A 20,411-nucleotide genomic window follows, 5' to 3' on the forward strand; every position below is an offset into this window, starting at 1 on the left:
TTATTTACTCGCTGAAAAATTACCCCCTGACAGCTTTCTCCGCGGGGTAAAATACCTTAGTTGATCTCTCTTTAATGAAGCGTTCGCAATTAATCTTCTAGGTGTTTTACTAGATTTAGATTCTGTCTGTTTTGTATCATGTTCAACACCAATAGCATCTAAAACTTCTAATTCACCAGGATCGGTTAAAACCTTGCCTAATGATTCACTGAAATAAACAACTTGATAATTAGGTGCAAGTTCCGTTTGCAGTTGCTTCCACAAACTAATTCCTTCTTTTTCAAAAGCTGCTTCGGCTTCTGGACTCAACTCTGGTGAATTAGCAGGATCTTGCCAATTTAATGTTGCATTGTAAGCAGATGCCCATTTTCTCAAATGGCTAATAGTTTCTTGACTAACGGGGAGTCTTGCTGGATCGATATTGCCAACTTTATCACCATCTGCCCACCATAAAGGGTCGCACCCATAATCAGCCATTAGTTTAATTTTTATTGCCATAGCTATTGAGGTGTAATTATGGTAATGAGGCGGGATTAGCTCCGACTATATAACCATTATCGCTTACTGTCACTGCTATATACTGTGTTTCTCCATTAAAAATTACTTCATAGATTTCCCGGCGAGGTTCTATCGTTCCTTGATAACCAAGAAATGTTCCACTAGTTACAGCTGCTATAACAGCATCCGCAATTTCATTTTCAGAAATTCCACGTCTGGCAAAATCATCTCGATGTTCCTTTAAGATATGTGCCAGTCCACTTGCTCTTTTAGTAGCTTTTCCCTCTTCTAAAAATACAATTTTGCCATCAGCTTGCTTGGCAATCCGCACAATTTTTTCAGGATTATGCTTAATGCCAGCCTGACACAGTGCCGCTAACAATGCCGCTTTGTCATCGTTCATATTTAATTTAGTTATTTTAAATAGTTATTGATAGAAATATATAAAAATTTATATTAAATCTATGATATCTCATAATTTAATTTTTCTCACTAGATTTCATCATGAAAGCAAAAAAATGGGGGTAAAGAGTATATGTAACTCCTCACCCCTCAATCTTCTTCATTAACTGCTAATCTACGCTCCAACGGCTTCCTTCGCAGCGTATAAGACCTCAGCACTGATTTCTTTGAAACCTCGTTCGCGGGCAAATTTCTCAGTATTTCGCTTCACTTTACCGCGCACAAATCCTGGAATTTTATTCAATTCTGCTTGACCATCTTTTGTCCAAGTCAAATCGGAATCAGCAGAAATTCCTTTAGTAATTACTTCCTTAGTATCGTGACCTCCGAAGATTTCCAAAAGGTGATCTTCCATTCCTAAAGTGAAGGAATTGTAGATTAAATCTGTAATTTGATTTGTACCTTCGTAACCCATAAATGGTTTGTAACCAATGGGGAAATTCTGGATGTGGATGGGTGCTGCAATTACACCGCAAGGAATATCCAAGCGCTTACCAACGTGGCGTTCCATTTGTGTGCCGAAAATAGCAGAGGGTTCGACGCGGGCGATCGCATCCCCAATTGCGCCATGATCGTCTGTAATCAACACTTCATCGCAATATTCGCTCACCTGTTCCCGGAACCAGTCGGCATCATATTTGCAGTAGGTTCCAGCCCAAACAACATGAATCCCCATTTCCCGCGCCAAAATTTTGGTGATGGCGGCGGCGTGGGTATTGTCGCCAAATACCACTGCTTTTTTACCGGTTAAGTTCTGACAGTCAATGGAACGGGAGAACCAAGCAGCCTGGGATACGTGTAAAGTTTGCTCGTTGATGAACTCTTCGTAGTCTACATCAGCGCCTTGGGCGTTAATTACCTGCTGAATCTTACGGATACAACGAGCAGTTTCCACTACACCCATCGGCGTAATGTCTATGTAGGGCGTTCCGAATTCTGCTTCTAAATAACGAGCCGCAGCCAAGCCGAGTTCGCGGTAAGGTACTAAGTTAAACCAAGCTTTGGGCATTTTCTTCAATTCATGAACTGAAGCGCCTTCAGGAATTACCGTATTTACCTCAATTCCCAAGTCAGCCATTAACCGCTTGAGTTCGGTGGAGTCGTGCTGGTTGTGGAAACCAAGGGTAGAAATACCGATGATGTTAACGGATGGCTTTTCGGTTTTGCCTTGTGGCAATTCGCCTTTTTTGCGGGCTTTCTCAATGTAGAATTGCACAATTTGGTGCAGAGTGCGATCGGCCGCTTGCAGTTCGTTGTAGCGGTAGTGGTTTACATCCGCTAGCATTACGTCGCCTTTGGCTTCCAGCTGCGCCCGTTCTACAAAGTTGTGTAAGTCTTCTTGCAAAATGCTAGAAGTGCAGGTGGGAGTTAACACAATTAAATCTGGACGTTCCTCGGCGTCTTTACGGGTGATATTATCTACCACCTTTTCCTGAGAACCACGTGCCAAAACATTGCGATCGACAACGCTGGTTGTTACTGGCGTGAAGTTCCTCTCCCGTTCTAGCATAGAGCGCATGACGTTGAAGTAGTCATCGCCTAGCGGGGCGTGCATGATTGCATGAACGTTTTTGAAAGAACTAGCGATTCGGAGAGTCCCGATATGGGCTGGGCCTGCATACATCCAGTAAGCCAATTTCATTTGTGTCTTCTCCCTTTTCAACTGAAACAACACGAAGTCCCATAAAAGTTGGACTATAAGTGCATGATTATTTATTCAATCGTTTATGATTGTCGCAAAACTTGTATCTCTGATGAAGTGAAGACTTGTAAGGGTTTTGCCTGGAGTCAGTAGGTATAAGCATCGCTCAAACCTCGTTCCTGATTGGAATCTAGCTTCTGACTTTAACAACATTACTGTTGCTTTTGCAAATAAATCTTAATTTTTCGGCAAATTTGTTTTCAATTCGGAGCAATGCCTTAACAATCATCAATAAATTAAGAAAACTTACAGGATAATTCAAAAGCAGACTTCAGAAGTCAGAATTAATAAAGCTTGCATACCCAAGCTTGATAATTGATATAAAATCAAACAGGTATACAACCATTGATTTTCCAACATTTTGAATTCTGACTCCTGAATTATCGCAAGAATCGTGTTAGTTATTTCCGAAAAATTTCTACTTTTTGTAACACAACCTCTTGATTGGGACGATCTCTAGTCGTAGGCACATTGGCGATGCGGCTGACTATATCTAGACCTTCGACAACTTCACCAAAAACACTGTGTTTGCCGTCAAGATAAGGTGTTGGTACTTCTGTAATAAACCATTGCGAACCATTAGTACCAGGCCCTGCATTTGCCATTGAGAGGATACCCGCTTTAGAGTGTTTCAATTCTGGATGAAACTCATCTTCAAATCTATATCCAGGGCCGCCAGTACCCCAGCGGTTAGCCATATCCAGATAACGAGCCAGGGGATCGCCGCATTGAATCATAAAATTAGGAATGACTCGGTGAAAGCGAACCCCATCGTATGCAGGAGTACCCTTGAGAGATTGACCGGTTTTAGGGTCTTTCCAATCGATTGTTCCGGTTGCTAGACCGACAAAATTTTTGACAGTGTTAGGAGTTTTCTCTTCTTCTAAACGAACTACAATTTCGCCTAAAGAAGTAATTAAACGAGCGTGAAGTTTGCCATTGCCGGGTATATTAATTTCTGGAAAAGCCATGAAGTATCCTAGTGAATTAAAACTGCAAAGATTTGAGCTATTCTCAGCATTCAAGTTACAGGTTTACACATTACCAAAAAAGTCAAGCAAAAAAACTTAAGAAAAAGAAGATTTTACTCTGGTAAATTAACGGCCGGATTGCGGCTAAAGAATCCTCTAGGTATTAGCTTAAATCCAACTCGATGCACAGGCATGACAGGCCAATCTTCCGATCGCGGAATATGAGTCACGCCCATTGTGTACCATAACACGATATCTTCACCCAATAACGATTCATCATCTGCAATATATTTAGGTAAACCCTCTCCTGCTTGAGTTTGATTAGGATAATCGCCGCCAGCATAAAGTTCGCTAGGTTTATATTTTGTTACCCAAACATGATGCGTGGCGAATTCTGCGCGTTCCCTGATTTTTGAGCCTTCCACAGGAAAAAATGTAGAATTTCCTTCAGGCATCAGCATATATCCAGGCGCAGCACCAAGAGTATTTTTTTTGTCTGCACTCACAATCATCCATTCTCGACTGTGTTTCATATCCAAATCGCGCACAGCAACCGTTTCTTTAGCTAATGGTTTTTCTATCATTACCATTGCATTTCCTAAAGGATTTTTGTCATCCATCGGCAAAGCGTTAACATTCATTTCCATCACAGAATTAGCTTTACCATCGACATCAAAATCTAGGCGATAGTTGAAAAAGTGTTGGTGATTTACTCCGATAATATTTTTGGCGATTAGCTGACCATAGGAACTTTCTGAAGATTGTTTTTCGGCAGCGGTTCCCTGTGCTAAAACAATACCGGTTAATTCGTTTTGTACTTCTAAAGTTCCATCTTGGCGAAAAATCCAATTGAGGGTGTAATCGTAGTTGTCAATTGCCACCGTCATCGTCATCACTAATTCTTGATTGCGATGGACATCGTTACGTTGAGTATTATACTCATAATGTTTCCAAAGCATTCCATTATCGCGTTCGTAGATACCGATAACTCCTGGTATTTTATAAGGTTCTCCCTGTTCATCAGCAAATATCGCATCTAATAAAAGACCGTTTTCAGGGATTTCCTTACCTAGCTCCATCTTATTTGCTAATAAGCCAAGATTATATTCTCCAACATCAAAAGCATTTCTAAATGACCAAGTAGGCTGAGGATCTCCATAAGGAATTACCATTTCCGAGAGGCTAGCGCGATATAAAACTGGTCGGACATTTCCCGAATATTTATGTGTAACTTGGTATAGGATTAATCCACTACGGGGATGCATTAAATAGCGAAAATTCCAACCTTGCCAGCTAATTTGATTATCATTAAGTTGGAAACTTTTACCATTGGGTTGCAAAATCTTTAATGATTTAAGTGGCGGAATTAATTTACTCAAAGATTTCACGTCATAATTCCAATTATCTTGAGAAAAAGGTACTTTTTGGGTATCAATAAGACTCGCGATTTTACCTGAATTTAAATTTACTGTTGCTATCACTCCTTCAATGGGACTACCGTAATAATTCCAGCGTTCGCCTTTATAGTAAAATAACCCTCGACAAAGACGATAACCTGTTTTTTCTTCCTGTTCGCTGAGAATTCCTGGTGTCCACCAACTTATTTTGACTCGCTCAAAATCATTAATTCCCCGCCTTCGCATCGCCGCTTGCCATCGGAGATCGTCTTTAACTACCTGGGTTGCGAGTTCATATTCTGAACTAACGAGTGCAGGTTGGACGGAGGCTATTTCTTTCCAAGAATTCAATGTTTTGCTTGTTAAATCAACAACTCCCTCGAAGGTTTTGTTTTGGGAACGCTCATAGATTACTAAAAAAGCTTGGCGCTTGAAAACTTTACCAGGTGTGAAATTTAGAACTTCTTCTTTATCTGGTTCTTGTAAAGCAATAAGTGGAAAAACAGCCATTTCGCTCAAAGTTTTCTCTCTTTTAACAACCGAAACAGCCGTAGTAATTTCTGCCTCAGTTAACGCACTTAGAGGATGGGAAATTGAAGGCTGCTGAGCAGATAATTTTCCCATTAATCCAAATGAAATAGAAACAACAACAATGATGGCAATAGCCAGCAAAAAAAAATACCTTAGCCGCTTAATCATCTTTCACATTCTGACAAAAGGGACTCAACACAGAAGCGCTACAGTTATCTATTTCCAAGTCAAAGCCTGAAAACCGATAAAATATGAAAGCTAAAGTTAAATTAATTTGCCAACAGTGTCCCTGATTGTGAAACCCGATATATTCCTCAATCTAGGCGATCTAATTTATGGTTTCTCAACAGAGGTTAACTGGCTGAATCGACATCAGTGAAGGACACAGGAGTATGGACGAGCAATTTACCCGTGATATAGCAGAGCATTTTACACGCCCTTGGTCACAAAGGCGGGGTATTGAGTCCATCGATCGCAATGCTGAAGTTGTACTAGTGAAAGTACCATTAGATCGGCTATCTGATGTCCTTGCTGAGGTAGCGATCGAATCTCAACGTAATGTGATAGGAGCGGAAATTGAAGTCTCAGGCGCTTTCGTTTTCGCCTATCAACTAGTCGGACATCCTTGGTCGATTATGGTTTCTGGGCTACTGGACGCTCCATCAATTTTACAATCGAGCGAGTTAGCTCAACTTTCAAAACAGTTGGGACAACCAGTTATCAGGCTGCTTGTAAGCGACACTGCATGTGAAATAGGCTATGACTTGTTTGAGGGTGGAGAATTGGTTGAATACTTTAGGGGATCGGATGGTGAGTTAACTGACAATTCTCATGAATATGAGATTCAGTCCCAGCTATATCTATTGTTTCCGTATCCAGATGATGTTGAAGAAGATGACGACTCCGAAGCTCAACAAACAGCATACTTTTGGTCGCGTCGTCGTCAAATAACAGCCGAAGACATTAGCAATGTTTGGGATTTTCCACACCAGCTAATGCGCGATCGCGATGCCTTCGATCCTGCCATTGACTCTAACTATTTACTAGGAGAAGACTTTCCGAATTCTGGCCGCTATCGAGTTCAGAATTTAGGGTTCACTTTAGTTCTTGGTTATGAAGAAAATGGGCATAGTCAAGAAATCACTTCTATACCCGATTTAGCTAGGGTTGATTACTTCAGATTTTAAAATCGCTCTGTTATGGAATAAATCACGACAGATGTGGTTTTTTAATCGTCCATATTTGGTATTTTCTGTCAATGCGTAAGTCCTATGTACTTCATACAAATGAAAACTGCTGTATTTTATCATCCAAAAACTTTAACTGCTGATATATACACCTAATCTGCGGTAAATCTACATTGGCGGCTTGAGCTTTCCGTAATGGATTTCCAAAAATTGCTTCTACTTCTAAAGGGCGTTTTTCGTCATAGTCAATTTTCATGCTGGTACGATAAGGCTTCATCTTCACGGTATAATCTAGCATTGCTTGAATGAAGCTATCAGGAATAATGCGTCCGCAACTAAATGACCCTGCTGCAACTTCATACATCAACTGTTCAACTAACTTGCGGGTGTGGACATAGGACATTAATTCATCTGTTCTAGCGTTGAGAATTACAGACAGTCCATTATAGGGAATATTCCACACCAGTTTTTTCCATCGCCATAGTAATAAGTCTTCAGCTAATTCTATTGAGATACCAGCACTCTTAAAGTCATCGCCAATTTGCCGCATCTTATCTGTAATTCCTGTAGCATCGTAGCCAGAAGCATATCCCCCTAAGGTAATTTGACCATAGTCGAGGTGGTGGATATGTCCTGCTCCGACTTTATTAGAACAGAGAAAACACAACCCACCAATAATACTGACATTGCCGACTATTTTGGCAACTTCTTCTTCCACCCCCAGTCCATTTTGTAATACCAACACTACCCCATCATCCCTGACGAGTGGAGGTAACATCTGTGGCAATAAATGGTTTTGTGTCGTCTTTAGTGCTACCACTACCACATTGCATTGTGGCATTTTTTCTATATCATTGTAGGCATTGACTTGAGGAAGGGTGAAATCACCATCTTTTGACTCAATAACCAAACCAGATTTACTGACATATTCATAATCACTCTTCAGTAAAAAGTGGACATCTAAACCAGCTTTTTGCAGTTTGGCGCCATAAAAGCCACCTAATGCACCAGTTCCGAGAATGGCGTAACTACGCTTGGACATTTTGCTAACAAAGAGATTTTTCTATAACCATCGTAAAGCGAATACTTTAGACTTCTTGCAGAAGTTGGGAAAAGGGAGAAAGGTTTGATATTTTCCCTTTACCCTTTACCCACAAGAGTGCAAAAAGTATTTTTGCAAGAGGTCTTTTGTATAGAGTAGTGCAGCTATGAGATACCATTTAGCAGCTTCAGTATAATTTACCTTCACACCAACATCAGTTTCATAGAGTTTTGCTTTCATCTTACAAAGTCAACTACTTTCTAAACTGTCTAGATAATTATCTATTCTTGCTTTTAATTTTTCAATTGCATGTTCTTCGTTTTTGCCCCACGAAGACAAATAATTATATCCCCATAAGCTCAACTTTTTCTCAAGGATAATTTTTGTAGCTTTCGCTTACCACCTACTGCTAGGTAAATTATCTTTTTCCTCTGTGCAGATAGAATATCCTCTGTATTCGATGTAGGTCTTCTCGAATTTCTCAATCTGCATAAAACTCTCAGCTTCCTGAAATTGTTAATTCAACTAACTTTTTGGTTATTATTAAATTTAAATTATTTTAAATTGATTAATAATGTAGAGATTGCTGAAAAATAATTTTATATGCAATAATTTGTTAAGTCTGTAAATATTAAAAAACAATTTATTTAGCACAATAATAAAATAAGTTTTAATAATCTGTCAAAATTAACTTAACTAAGCAGAAGTCATAGCCATTATTATGTATAGCAATCTGTCTTTAACTATCAAGAAAGAGCGATCGCCTATATAATATTTGCTTCAAAACCAATTTAGTTTTATATAAATTATTTATAAAAAATCACTTAAATTTCTATTTATATAACACAAATTAGGAGCTAAAAAAAATAAAACGCTAATTATTTAATTATACTTTTGTCACGAAATTATATTTATCAATTTTTAATTTTATACCCATTTATCAAAAGTAGTCTGTAAGGTTTCGTACATTAAATCTTTATAGACTATTTCCAAGGATTTTTATTATTTAAATCTTTATAATTCCAGAAAATATTTAAATTAAAATAATATTGTATCGGTAATTTCCACATTGTTAATAAACATTAAACGATTTACATTTTAAAAAAGTAATAAAACCTAAAATTTGATTCATTAATATATTATTAACGGTTTTTATTTATACTAGTAAATGTAAAAATATGAACTTACCAGACGATATGCCAACGGCTTTAATAATTAGTAGTGACTTAAATAACGTAGGTAATTTAATCTATTATTTGCAGCAAAATGGTTATTTTTCTATACATTTATTTAATAGCGATACAATCAAAGAAATCATAAATTCGTCAAAGCCTAATTTAATTTTTATAGATATAGTTTTACCAGTAAAAAGTGGTTTTGAAGTGTGCCGGGAGTTAAAAAGCGATTCTAGAACCAGAAAAATACCAGTTGTAATTATTTCAGCAGGAGACAATAATATTGGCCAAACATGGGGGCAAATGTTAGGGGCTGAAGCTTATTTACTTAAACCAATAGATCAAAATCAGGTAGCAAGAGTATTGGAAGAATTAATGGCTAAAAAAGTTTAAACATCATTTTTTATTAAGATAAGCCAAAAATGCGATCGCACCTCACTAACCGTTTAAAAAAAAGATACTGGCTAAACAATGGGTAGTTTACATTCTGCCATAACACTGGGTATTTGCTTTGTACTTTTGAGGCGATACTACAGTGATTTATCGTCCCCTTACCGCCAATTCAAATCAGCTAGATGAATCTGTTAATTTTCCGATCCCTCCAAAAACAATTAACCAAACTACTACCACAGCCCAGTGAATTAAAACGATCGCCCACAACGAACCTGTAACCGCATAGGCAACTGTACATATCAGCCCTAATAATGCAGCTAAACCCAGAAAAACCAAATTAAAAAATGTGGGCAATCCCTTTTTAAAAAAGGTCATAGCATTCAAGGGATGATAGGCAATAAATAATAATAAACTGACAAGTCCCGACAATACCCAATTAAACCAATTGATAATTTCTGTTGGATGAGGCAGCAGAAAAACTCGAAAAACTAGTTCTTCTAAAATTGCAGGCATAAATAAGCAACGCAATATCAAGAAGCTTTTATCAATCCAATTTGCAGACCAAATTTGTATCTGTAAAAACTTAAATTTAAAGCCAATAGGTATGGCGATCGCACTATAAATTACCAACAATAAAACAACAGCTAACCAATCTTGAAATCTGGGAATTACTAACGATGCTAAAAAACGATTCAAAAGAATTGATAGCGGTGAAATATTGGTAAAGGGAATTTGGATTTGTCCGAAAACTACTGTTGGGGCAATGGGTGTAATATCAGCTTGCCAACCGCCTACTTGATTGGTTCGCCATACTTGCATCATCGCACCGTGTTTTAAAAATATTGCGGCGAGTTCGTCGTGTGCTTGTCTTGGCATAATTGTTCGCCATGTTGTCAAACCAGCCCAAATACTTCTATCTTGAAATGGTTTGGTGGTTTTGCCAATTCCCGTACCCGCGAGTATGCTAGCTTGAGAGTGCCAGTCGGCGCGGACTATCCCCAAAGGTGCTAATTGTTTTTCTAAAGCTTCACCTAATTTAATTAACTGTTGAAAGCGTAAGGTTTGCGGATGATTGGGGTTGGCTTTCAACCAAGTTTGAATTTGAGGGCTTGCAACAACTTGATTTCTAATTGCTTGTATCGCTGCATACAGCGCTTGGCTAGAGTCTTGAATACAGGAAGTGGCAGGTGATACCATTGCTCCACCAGTACCATCCCCAACTCGATAACGGGCCATTGTCACGTGTAATTGTTGCTGAAACTGGTCTAAAGGCGAAAGTTTGACTCCATCAAAATCATAATCTTGGGTTACAGGGTCAAATTTTATCAGAATATCTGATACCGGACGCGTCGCCAGCCAACCGCGTTGTAAGTTACCCATATAATCAGCCCATGTATGCGTTGCAGCAATAATTCCGTCTGGGTTATGGGCATAAATTTGGTGATATTTCGTCTCGAAGCGTAATTCGTTAGTAAACTCATCCCGCACAACTTCTGCAATTCCAAAAGCAAAATGTCCGGTGACAGTATAAGGTATTCCCAGTGTTTCCGCTTTACGTCCCCCAATTCCACCAAATAGGTGCAGTAAAATCGCTTTGTCGCCTTCTTGCCATTTTGAGATCGATTGATTGGGTAAATTGCCAGTTTCTACTGGGTTTAACAAAAGAGTATTCAATTGGCCTTTATTTTTCTCCGTATTTTGCCAATTTGCAGTTGTGATATAATTCAGCGCCGATTCTTTGCCAGTAATGTTTTGATTTGGCTGGGTGCGAAACAGAGAACGAGGAGCGATCGCCTCTACAGTAAATACATCATTGATATCTTCAGCACCGTAAATATACCAGCCTTCATTCCCCGCAGGTGACTTTTCAATTTGCTGCGGACTCGAAGGGGCAAAATTTCGCGTATCTATAACTTGTTGGGGAATGCGAATAATTTCTGAAACACCATCAAACTTTTTAGAAGTAGGGTTGTAATGCTGTACCAAAAAATAATCGCTACCTTTTTGATTTTTGGTTGAGGAAAAAGTTGGGCGATCGGGTTTAATAATTTTTACCAAACCATAAAATCTACCAGTTACCAAAATAGGTTCGCGTTCAATTTGTAAAAGCGGTTTTTCTTGACTTTGCGTAACGATTGTATGGGAATCCAAAGCAACAATTGTATCATCACGAAAATTTGCCCCAGCCAAAGAACGTAACGCCCCTACCTGACGAACTTCATCGAGTCGAAAAGGATGAATATTTCCTTGTTTTTGGCTTTTAATTACTTCGGCATTAAAATTTACATCTCGCGTTACAGCTTGAACGTAAGCGAGTAAATCTTGATTTTTTTTCCACTCCAAACGCACAATTTTTCCTACTAAGCTTTGTGCTGTCGGTGGTGCGTGTTGTACTTCTAGCCATACCCAATCTAAATTATCTGCTAATTGCTGTTTTGTTGGTAAAATTAATCTTCCTACCCAGTCTGCAATAGGTTTATAAAGATTTGCAGAGGGAATTTTTGTAACTGGGTAAAAACTAGGTTGATTAAAATCCTGTTGAATATGTATCGCATAATTGCTGTTGCGTTCAACTAGCTGCGCTTGTCTTGGGGAAAATCGCAACACCCCAACTAGTGCTACGAACAGTAGCAGTAAAAATATTGTCAACTTTAACGTGCTTTTTCGACTCAATCGAGGCCAAATCAAGGGAATATACCTAGTAGCAATTTGTAATTAATATATTACTCCCATTTTAAGAGTGAAAAAGATGGCGGCTGTTGAGCGATCGCTTAAATCCTTAATTTTGTATAATAGCTCCCAAAGTCCCACTGACTGCGAGTAAATAGTCAGATGGGGATAGCAGAAGTAGCATTCCTCGCATTCCGGCAGAAACAGTAATCTGCTCAAAAAGAGTTGCTGTCTCATCAACATAAACTGGATAGCTTTTTTTACTTGCTAAAGCCGTTACACCGCCACGAATATATCCTGTTAGTGGCTGAACTTCTTTGAGAGCAACTGTCTCTACCTTGCGGTTCCCTGAAATCTGCGCCAAGGCTTTCAAGTTTAACTGAGCATTTCCTGGTATAACAGCAAAACAGATACCTGTTCGATCTCCTCTAATTACTAAAGTCTTAAAAACCTTCTCTGGTGGAAGCCCTACTTTTTGCGCTGTACTTTCAGCAGCCAAATCATCAGGATCGACTTCATAGCTGAGAATTTGATAGGAAATGCCTAGTTTATCAAGCAGTCGAGCCGCATTAGTTTTCATTTGGATCCACATCAGAACTGCATAGCGTTTAGGGATTTGCAGATAATAAATTATCCCAAATTATTTGTGCATTTATAGGGGCTTTACAGCTGTCCATTGGTGTCAACTAAAAATTGCTTAACACTTGGCTTCATCACCCGCATAGGAATCAATACCCACGCTATCACCTCAAACCTTTGCTATGGCGCGAGTACCCTTATCAAAATCTAGATGGATAGTTCGCGTGCGATCGCCATCAACTTCAGTTAATCTTTAAAAAACTAGTATTTACACTGAAGTAAATTGTAAATAATATAGCGAATATATATAAAATTATATAACACTTGTTACATTAAAGATTCGTAAATTAACTAGTTAAACTTAAACATTTTTGAGGACAAAACAAGCCTCAAATCTATATATGGCAAGGAAAATATATTAAATGCTCAAGAAAGACCAAACCCAGATCTATCAATAAACTAGACAAAACGATGCCAAATTCTCTGTGTATATACAGTTGAGCATTTTTTATTGTTACTTTTGTCTCAGCCCCACTAAATAACTATTTATACAAAATAAATTATCTACTTAGACCGGGGAACTCTTAATAGTGATGGAATGCAGCGATTTTAATTGTTTTGAAAAATGGTTAACTATTTATACACAGGTATTTAAATGTGAAGAGAGAATCGATAATTAACCATACCCAACCCAGCGTCGCAGCACTGAAACTTTTAACATTCGGCTTTGTTTTAGCACCAATATTGTGCCAGTCTCATCAGGCCGTTGCCCAAACTTCCAATCCTCAAACACTACCACCTAGTCGGATCGAAGATGTCCCAGTCACCCCCTTACCTGCGGATGTGCTACCGCAGCCATCAGACCAAAATCAATTAGTTCCTTCCCCACAACTACCGGATCGACCAATTATAGAAGACAACGATCCTAATGCCAAATTCCGGGTCGATCGCATTGAAGTTATTGGCAGTACAGTTTTCAAACCAGAAGATTTTGCCCCGATTACGGCTTTGTATGTAGGACGAGAAATATCCTTTGCAGAGTTGTTGCAAGTCAAAGATGCCATCAGCAAGCTCTACACTGATAAAGGCTATGTTACTACCGGAGCTTTAATCGCGCCCCAGACAGTAGAAGCCGGAGTCGTTAAAATTCAGGTAGTCGAAGGCAGTTTGCAAGAAATTAAAATCGTTGGCAACCGCCGATTGCGTAGTCAATACATTCGCGATCGCATTCGACTCGGCGCTAGCCAACCCCTGAATGTGCCGCGCTTAATAGAAAAACTGCAACTGCTTCGCCTCGATCCCCGCATTCAAAATTTATCAGCTGAGTTGCAGATGGGTGTACGTCCCGGAACCAATATATTGCAAGTCGAAATTCAAGAAGCCGATACTTTCTCCCTGACAGCAACTTTGGATAATGGGCGATCGCCCAGTGTTGGTAGTTTTCGCCGGGGTGTAGATCTGCAAGAAGCCAATCTACTCGGCTTTGGCGATACTCTTAGCGTGGGATACGCCAATACGGATGGCAGTAATACAATCAATGTCAATTACACGCTGCCGATTAATGCTCGCAATGGCACTGTATTTTTTGGTTTTAACCAAGGGTGGAACCAAGTAATTGAAGAACCATTCAGCGTCCTTGATATTCAATCAAACACTAGGTCTTACGAATTCGGTTATCGTCAACCATTAATCCAAAAGCCAACTCAGGAATTAGCAGTTGGACTATCCTTCTCACGCCAAGAAAGCCAAACAGAGTTAGGTCTTGATAATATTGGCGGGTTTCCTTTATCACCCGGTGCGGATGCCAACGGCAGAACCAAAATTTCCGCCCTGCATTTTACCCAAGAGTATACCCAACGCAGCAATCAACAAGTTTTTGCCGCGCGATCGCAATTTAGCGTTGGGGTAGATTGGTTCGATGCCAATACCAATGAAAATGCACCAGACAGCCGCTTTTTTGCTTGGCGGGGACAGACACAATGGGTGCGGCAATTAGCACGAGACACACTATTTTTAGTCAGAGGCGATTTACAATTAGCAGCAGATTCACTTGTGCCTTTAGAGCAATTTGGCCTTGGCGGACAGCTAAGTGTGCGGGGCTATCGCCAAGACACATTACTTACAGATAATGGTCTCTTATTTTCAGCAGAATTACGGCTGCCAATTGTGCGTGCGCCCAAAATCAAAGGGATACTACAACTGACACCGTTTATTGATGTGGGCACAGGCTGGAATAACAAAGGCGAGAATCCATCACCAAGTACATTGGTAGGTACTGGTTTAGGGTTGCTATGGAAACAAGACAATAACTTATCAGTTCGTCTAGATTGGGGGATTGGGCTAACATCAGTGGAAGGTGAAAAGCGTAGTCTCCAAGAAAATGGTTTGTACTTTTCGGTGCAGTATTCGCCGTTTTGATATTTGAGGGTATTCAAAGCTATTAATTTAGGCAATTTGAAATATTGGGTATAAAGGACAAACTAAGCAATGAAAACAACCTTGATTCGACTGGGCTTGTTAAATAGCATCGCAATTTTGGGCGTCTGGTGCAATGCTATCAACGCTCAGGTGACACCTGACGACACCCTCAAAACCACAGTCTCCCAAAATGGCAATAACTTTACCATCATCAACGGTAACCAGCACGGGAATAACTTATTCCATAGCTTCAGTCAGTTTGCCATACCTACAGGTGGTTCTGCTCTGTTCGATAATGCGATCGATGTGCAAAACATTTTTGCCCGCGTTACAGGTGGTACTGTGTCCAATATCGATGGAGTAATCCGCGCTAATGGTAGTGCTAATTTGTTCCTAGTGAATCCTGCGGGTATTTTGTTTGGGCCTAATGCTCAATTAAGTATCGGCGGTTCCTTTGTAGGGACAACTGCCAATAGCGTAGTGTTTGCAGACGGGTTGAAGTTTAGTGCAACCGATACCACATTGCCTGCCTTATTAACTATCAGCGTCCCTATTGGTTTGCAATTTGGCAGCAAACCGGGAGCCATTATCGTTCAAGGATCGGGACACAATGCCCAATTAGGCGACTCGCTTCAGGTTTCTGGACTAAACCTCGGTACGAGAGGGCTACAGGTGCAACCTCAAAAAAGCCTAGCATTAGTGGGTGGAAATGTTGCTTTGGATGGAGGCTTGCTCTCGGCGCCGGGAGGACAAATAGAACTAGGTAGCATCACTAACACAAACGCGATCCTCAATTCTACACCTCAAGGATTTACACTGAGTTATCCCAATGCTTCGAGTTTTGGCAATATTGAAATCACGCAACGAGCTTTAGCATCTACACGTGATTTCACCGGGGAAAATGGAGGAGCCATCCAAATTCAAGGGAAACAGATCGGCATCAGAGATGGCTCCCTAATATTAGTACAAAATCGCAGCAACCAAACTGCTGGCGATATTGTAATTAATGCTACAGAATTATTGGAGATTAATGGCAAGTCTCCTGATTTTAAGAGTTCCAGCAGTTTAGTGAATGAAACTATATCCTCAGGTGCAGCCGGGAATGTTATTGTTACCACCCCACAGTTAAATATAGATCGGGGTGGGTATATCTTTAACCGTACTTTTGGCACCGCATCAGGCGGCAACATAGTAGTAAATACTGATGAAATGCGGGTTAACGGTTTTGCATTTGGCGATCCTTCTGCTTTTCGATCGGTAAGTCAGATATTAGCTGCTTCCTATGCGAATGGAAAGGGCGGAAATATTTCTATCTCCACTCAAAACCTGTCTGTTTCAGCTGGAGCCAATATAGCAGCCAGACCCTACGCTTCGGGGCATGGCGGTAATGTTGCGATCGAGGCAGATAGGATTCAGGTAACCAGCCTGGGAACCCCAAAAGGTAGTTATTTTAGTCTAATTTCTACTGCCACATTCGGATCTGGTGATGCAGGAAGTTTGAAAATTGATACCCGCACACTGTCGGTTGAAGCTGGCGGTAGAGTGTCTGCTTCTAGCATAGTTTTAGGAAATGCGGGTTCGCTGACCATCAATGCATCTGAATCGATTGATGTAAGTGGTGTAAAAGATGCAGAAAATCCTAGCTATATTGGTACTGCTGTTCGTCCTGTTGGTTTTTTTAGTCAAATTTCTAAGGCTGATGCAGGTAACACCACTATTAACGCCCCAATTTTGAAAATTACTGATGGTGGAACGGTTTTTGTCCAGAACCTTGGCTCTGGGACAGCTGGGACTTTGTACATTAATGCCAATACTCTCAAACTCAACAATACAGGAAACATTTCCGCATCGACAAAAGCTGGAGAAGGGGGCAATATTAACCTCCAACTGCGAGATATATTACTGATGCGTAATGGCAGTTTCATTAGTGCAGAAGCTGGTGGTAGCGGTAATGGTGGCGATATTACAATCGGCGCTCCTGTAGTTATGGGTTTAGAAAACAGTGACATTATTGCGAATGCAGTCAAAGGACAGGGGGGCAATATTCAAATCAGGACTCAAAGCATCTTTGGACTCAAATTCCGCGACCAACTCACCCCCGAAAGTGATATTACTGCCAGTTCTGAATTTGGTGTAAGTGGTACAGTTCAAGTCAATACTATTGGTATTGACCCCAATTCTGGTTTAGTCGAACTACCAGCAAATGTCACCGATTCATCGCAGCAAATTGCTACAGGTTGTTCTGCAAATCAAACTGGTAGGTTTATAGCTACGGGACGGGGTGGTATGATGCAAAATCCCACACAGGAAGTAAGGAGCGATGTCTACGACGGGCTACGCCTACGCACTTGGTCTGATACCCGCGATATCTCTGCATTCCGCAAAACACAAGCTTTACAAGCACAAACCCCTACATCCCCAAATATTCTAGTCCAAGCTACTTCCTGGCATCGTAATGCTAATGGAAAACTAGAGTTAGTCGCAGCACAATCTCCCACTTACACCCAACCACAGTTAACTTGTGCTGTTGTCCCTAACTGAAGTTTGAGCAATTGCCATGTCTGCGGTAAGTTCTGTTTGCAGCTAAGTAATCAAGCGAAGTTGATATTAAAACACAAAATAAGTAGGTGGACACAATTATTTAGAAGACGCATTTCGATTTCGCTCAATGCTCGGTAAGCTTATTCTTTGAGGGTTGAGTTTCGACTACGCTCAACTTCCGCGCAGTCGAAACCCGGCGAGATCGAGTTAGGTTTAATTTAGTCCTTCTACTTAATCGTCAAACCGCCACATCAACAGACTTTATTTCCCTATTGCTTGTTCGCTGCGATAAAACTTTTGATGGTGTTAAAGCCCAATGCGATTTAGGGAACCCTATTTATATATATTGATGGAAACCGAGTGATGAAAGCACCCTCTGTTTGCTGGGGTTTAGTTTACGGAATTTTGACAGGTGGGATGTTCCTGTGGTGCGGTTTTGCCAATGCTCAAGTCACCGCAGACGGCACCCTCAACACCACTATCTCCCAAAGTGGTAATAACTTCGTCATCACTAAAGGTAGCGCCGCAAACAGTAATCTATTTCACAGTTTCCAACAGTTTACTATTCCCACTGGTACTTCAGCTATCTTTGATTTAATCAATACTCCTAATATATCCTCTATATTTGCTCGTGTTACAGGAGGTAGCATTTCTCAGATTGATGGCGCGATCGAAACCATCAACAGCAATAATCCTGTTAGCTTGTTTTTGATCAATCCCAGTGGAATTATTTTTGGGCCTAATGCTCAACTCAATATTGGTGGATCGTTTCTTGGTACAACTGCAAATAGCATTGAGTTTGCTGATGGGGTGAATTTTAGTGCTACCAACACCATAACAGCCCCTCTATTAACCATCGCTGTGCCAGTTGGCTTGCAGTTTGGGCAGAATTCAGCGGCGATCGCAGTACAAAACTCGATTAATGGCGTATCTCAAAATCCACTAGGCTTACAGGTAAGTTCGGGTAACACCCTTGCTTTGCTGGGAAATGGAATTGACTTAGCAGGTGGCGTTCTCAAAACAGTAAATGGCTCCATCGAGCTTGGCAGCGTCCAGTCCGGAGAAGTTCGCCTCACACAAGCATTTAAGGGATGGACATTTGACTATTCCAACACTAGCGGACTGAGCGATATCCACTTGACTAAGCAATCACAGCTATTTGGTTTTGGGACAGGAAGTAGTACGATTCAAATGCAGGGTAAAAACGTTAGCCTTGTGGAAGGTTCAACTGTTACCCTGCAAAATCGAGGTGCCCTCTCATCAGATCGTATAACCATTAATGCCACTGGTTCGTTCGCCCTCGCAGGAACAAACCCAACAGGAACTAGAAGCAGCCAATTAGCAAGCTACACAATCGGGACGGGGCAGGCTGGAAACATTACCATCTCAACTGGACAATTATTACTGAGGGATGGAGCGCAAATCAAGTCTCAAAATTTGAGTTCTGGGCAGGCTGGGGATATCTTTGTGAAAGCTTCTGAGTCGATCTCTGCCAATGGATTTAATCCTGTCAATCCTTCAGTAATGACATCGATTCTGACAAGCTCGGCTGGTTCTGGAAAAGCAGGAAACGTTACCCTTTCAACTCAAAAATTGACAGTTGCTAACGGTGCTAGTATTGGGTCAACTGCTCTGGTAACTGGAGATAGTGGCAATGTGCAAATTGATGCCTCAGAGTCCATAGATGTTTCTGGAATTAATAATGTCACATTTCTGCCCACCACTGTGGCGTCATCAACGGTAGGAAGTGGAAATGCTGGCAATCTAACGATCGCAACTGCGCGATTAACTGTGCGAGACGGGAGCTTAGTTACTTCCTCGACTGGTGCAATGGGAAATGCTGGCAATGTCAAGATTTTCGCTTCAGACTTCATTGAGGTGAGCGGTGCAGCACGCGATAGTATGTTGAGTAGCAGCATTGGATCTAATGCGTTACGCCTCGATGCTGTTACCCGCGCCACTTATCGATTACCCGAATTTCCCAGCGGTAATGCAGGAGGGGTAATTCTGATGACCCCTCAATTGCGTGTTATGGAACGAGCTGACATTGGGGTGAGAAATGAGGGTACAGGCAATGCAGGTAATTTCGAGGTTTATGCTGACTCAATTCTCTTGACTAATCGCGGAACGATTTCCGCAGCAACACAATCTGGAAACGGAGGAAACTTGGTTCTCAATGCCCAAGAACTATTGCTAATGCGCGGTAATAGCAAAATTTCTGTGGAAGCAAAGGAAGCAGGCGATGGTGGTAATATCACCCTCAAGGCTCCTATAGCCGTAGGTTTAGAAAACAGCGACATTATTGCTAATGCAGTTAAGGGTCGGGGGGGCAATATTCAAATTACTACTCAAGGTATTTTTGGATTGCAGTTTCGCGATCGCCTGACTCTAGAAAATGACATCACCGCTAGTTCCCAATTTGGCGTCAGTGGCACTGTTCGAGTGAATACTGTTGGTGTCGATCCAAATTCGGGCTTATTGGAACTGCCAGCAAATGTCACCGATCCATCGCAGCAAATTGCTACAGGCTGTTCTGGCAATACTGGCAGCAGTTTTGTCGCTACAGGACGCGGTGGCGTGCCGCAAAATCCGACACAGGAAGTGAGGAGCGATGTCTACGACAAGCTACGCCTACGCACTTGGTCTGACACCCGCGACATCTCTGCATTTCGTAAAACACAAGCTTTACAAGCACAAATACCACCATCCCCAACGGTTCTCGTTCAAGCTAGTTCTTGGCATCGCAATGCTCAGGGAAAAGTTGAGTTAGTTGCAGCGCAATCTCCTACTAATGTGCAGCATTTAACTTGTGCTGCACTTTTTCGTAATTAATTACCCCAAGAAT

The 20,411-nt window shown here is 40.9% G+C and carries 13 protein-coding genes; 5 read left to right on the forward strand and 8 right to left on the reverse strand.

Features of this window, described 5'->3' with window-relative positions; translation table 11 throughout:
- From NSTC745_RS16465 to NSTC745_RS16485, 5 genes are all read right to left on the reverse strand, one after another.
- Positions 1-498 (reverse strand): hypothetical protein, encoded by a 498-nt coding sequence (locus NSTC745_RS16465; RefSeq protein ID WP_445638093.1) that lies wholly within the window; start codon positions 496-498, stop codon positions 1-3.
- Positions 499-514: 16 nt separating this feature from the next.
- On the reverse strand, positions 515-901 hold the full coding sequence (locus NSTC745_RS16470) for a hypothetical protein (protein WP_445638094.1): 387 nt from the start codon (positions 899-901) through the stop codon (positions 515-517).
- Positions 902-1,075: 174 nt separating this feature from the next.
- Positions 1,076-2,602, reverse strand: a complete 1,527-nt coding sequence (bchB, locus tag NSTC745_RS16475; RefSeq protein ID WP_445638095.1) for a ferredoxin:protochlorophyllide reductase (ATP-dependent) subunit B — start codon at positions 2,600-2,602, stop codon at positions 1,076-1,078.
- Between the two features lie 461 nt (positions 2,603-3,063).
- Positions 3,064-3,633 carry a peptidylprolyl isomerase gene (locus NSTC745_RS16480; protein WP_445638096.1) on the reverse strand — a complete coding sequence of 190 codons (570 nt, stop codon included), beginning with the start codon at positions 3,631-3,633 and terminating at the stop codon, positions 3,064-3,066.
- 113 nt (positions 3,634-3,746) lie between these two features.
- Positions 3,747-5,729, reverse strand: a complete 1,983-nt coding sequence (locus tag NSTC745_RS16485) for a primary-amine oxidase (RefSeq protein ID WP_445638097.1) — start codon at positions 5,727-5,729, stop codon at positions 3,747-3,749.
- Between the two features lie 224 nt (positions 5,730-5,953).
- On the opposite strand from NSTC745_RS16485, the gene NSTC745_RS16490 reads away from it, so the two are divergent.
- Positions 5,954-6,748: a hypothetical protein gene (locus NSTC745_RS16490; protein ID WP_445638098.1), complete on the forward strand. Its 795-nt coding sequence runs from the start codon at positions 5,954-5,956 to the stop codon at positions 6,746-6,748.
- Positions 6,749-6,839: 91 nt separating this feature from the next.
- On the opposite strand, the gene NSTC745_RS16495 is transcribed toward NSTC745_RS16490, so the two are convergent.
- Positions 6,840-7,790, reverse strand: coding sequence for a putative 2-dehydropantoate 2-reductase (locus NSTC745_RS16495; RefSeq protein ID WP_445638099.1), 951 nt, complete (start codon positions 7,788-7,790; stop codon positions 6,840-6,842).
- Positions 7,791-8,968: 1,178 nt separating this feature from the next.
- On the opposite strand from NSTC745_RS16495, the gene NSTC745_RS16500 reads away from it, so the two are divergent.
- Positions 8,969-9,358: a response regulator transcription factor gene (locus tag NSTC745_RS16500; protein WP_445638100.1), complete on the forward strand. Its 390-nt coding sequence runs from the start codon at positions 8,969-8,971 to the stop codon at positions 9,356-9,358.
- Positions 9,359-9,532: 174 nt separating this feature from the next.
- Here NSTC745_RS16500 and NSTC745_RS16505 read toward each other — a convergent pair whose 3' ends face one another.
- Positions 9,533-12,001, reverse strand: coding sequence for a CPBP family glutamic-type intramembrane protease (locus NSTC745_RS16505; protein ID WP_445638623.1), 2,469 nt, complete (start codon positions 11,999-12,001; stop codon positions 9,533-9,535).
- A gap of 136 nt (positions 12,002-12,137) precedes the next feature.
- Entirely contained in the window at positions 12,138-12,608 is a 471-nt protein-coding gene (ybaK, locus tag NSTC745_RS16510) for a Cys-tRNA(Pro) deacylase (protein ID WP_445638101.1), read from the reverse strand.
- Between the two features lie 656 nt (positions 12,609-13,264).
- On the opposite strand from ybaK, the gene NSTC745_RS16515 reads away from it, so the two are divergent.
- The 3 genes from NSTC745_RS16515 (at position 13,265) to NSTC745_RS16525 (ending at position 20,398) form a co-directional block, all read left to right on the forward strand.
- Positions 13,265-15,025: a ShlB/FhaC/HecB family hemolysin secretion/activation protein gene (locus tag NSTC745_RS16515; RefSeq protein WP_445638102.1), complete on the forward strand. Its 1,761-nt coding sequence runs from the start codon at positions 13,265-13,267 to the stop codon at positions 15,023-15,025.
- Positions 15,026-15,094: 69 nt separating this feature from the next.
- Positions 15,095-17,566, forward strand: coding sequence for a two-partner secretion domain-containing protein (locus NSTC745_RS16520; protein ID WP_445638103.1), 2,472 nt, complete (start codon positions 15,095-15,097; stop codon positions 17,564-17,566).
- 363 nt (positions 17,567-17,929) lie between these two features.
- Positions 17,930-20,398, forward strand: a complete 2,469-nt coding sequence (locus NSTC745_RS16525; RefSeq protein WP_445638104.1) for a two-partner secretion domain-containing protein — start codon at positions 17,930-17,932, stop codon at positions 20,396-20,398.
- Positions 20,399-20,411: the final 13 nt, after the last annotated feature.

The organism is Nostoc sp. DSM 114161 (assembly GCF_052692665.1).

Excerpts from the sequence above, each read along its gene's own strand:
- NSTC745_RS16465 (WP_445638093.1), bottom strand. The coding sequence starts at position 498 with ATGGCAATAAAAATTAAACTAATGGCTGATTATGGGTGCGACCCTTTA.
- NSTC745_RS16470 (WP_445638094.1), bottom strand. The coding sequence starts at position 901 with ATGAACGATGACAAAGCGGCATTGTTAGCGGCACTGTGTCAGGCTGGC.
- NSTC745_RS16525 (WP_445638104.1), top strand. The coding sequence starts at position 17,930 with ATGAAAGCACCCTCTGTTTGCTGGGGTTTAGTTTACGGAATTTTGACA.
- NSTC745_RS16495 (WP_445638099.1), bottom strand. The coding sequence starts at position 7,790 with ATGTCCAAGCGTAGTTACGCCATTCTCGGAACTGGTGCATTAGGTGGC.
- NSTC745_RS16500 (WP_445638100.1), top strand. The coding sequence starts at position 8,969 with ATGAACTTACCAGACGATATGCCAACGGCTTTAATAATTAGTAGTGAC.
- NSTC745_RS16520 (WP_445638103.1), top strand. The coding sequence starts at position 15,095 with ATGAAAACAACCTTGATTCGACTGGGCTTGTTAAATAGCATCGCAATT.
- ybaK (WP_445638101.1), bottom strand. The coding sequence starts at position 12,608 with ATGAAAACTAATGCGGCTCGACTGCTTGATAAACTAGGCATTTCCTAT.
- bchB (WP_445638095.1), bottom strand. The coding sequence starts at position 2,602 with ATGAAATTGGCTTACTGGATGTATGCAGGCCCAGCCCATATCGGGACT.
- NSTC745_RS16490 (WP_445638098.1), top strand. The coding sequence starts at position 5,954 with ATGGACGAGCAATTTACCCGTGATATAGCAGAGCATTTTACACGCCCT.
- NSTC745_RS16485 (WP_445638097.1), bottom strand. The coding sequence starts at position 5,729 with ATGATTAAGCGGCTAAGGTATTTTTTTTTGCTGGCTATTGCCATCATT.
- NSTC745_RS16480 (WP_445638096.1), bottom strand. The coding sequence starts at position 3,633 with ATGGCTTTTCCAGAAATTAATATACCCGGCAATGGCAAACTTCACGCT.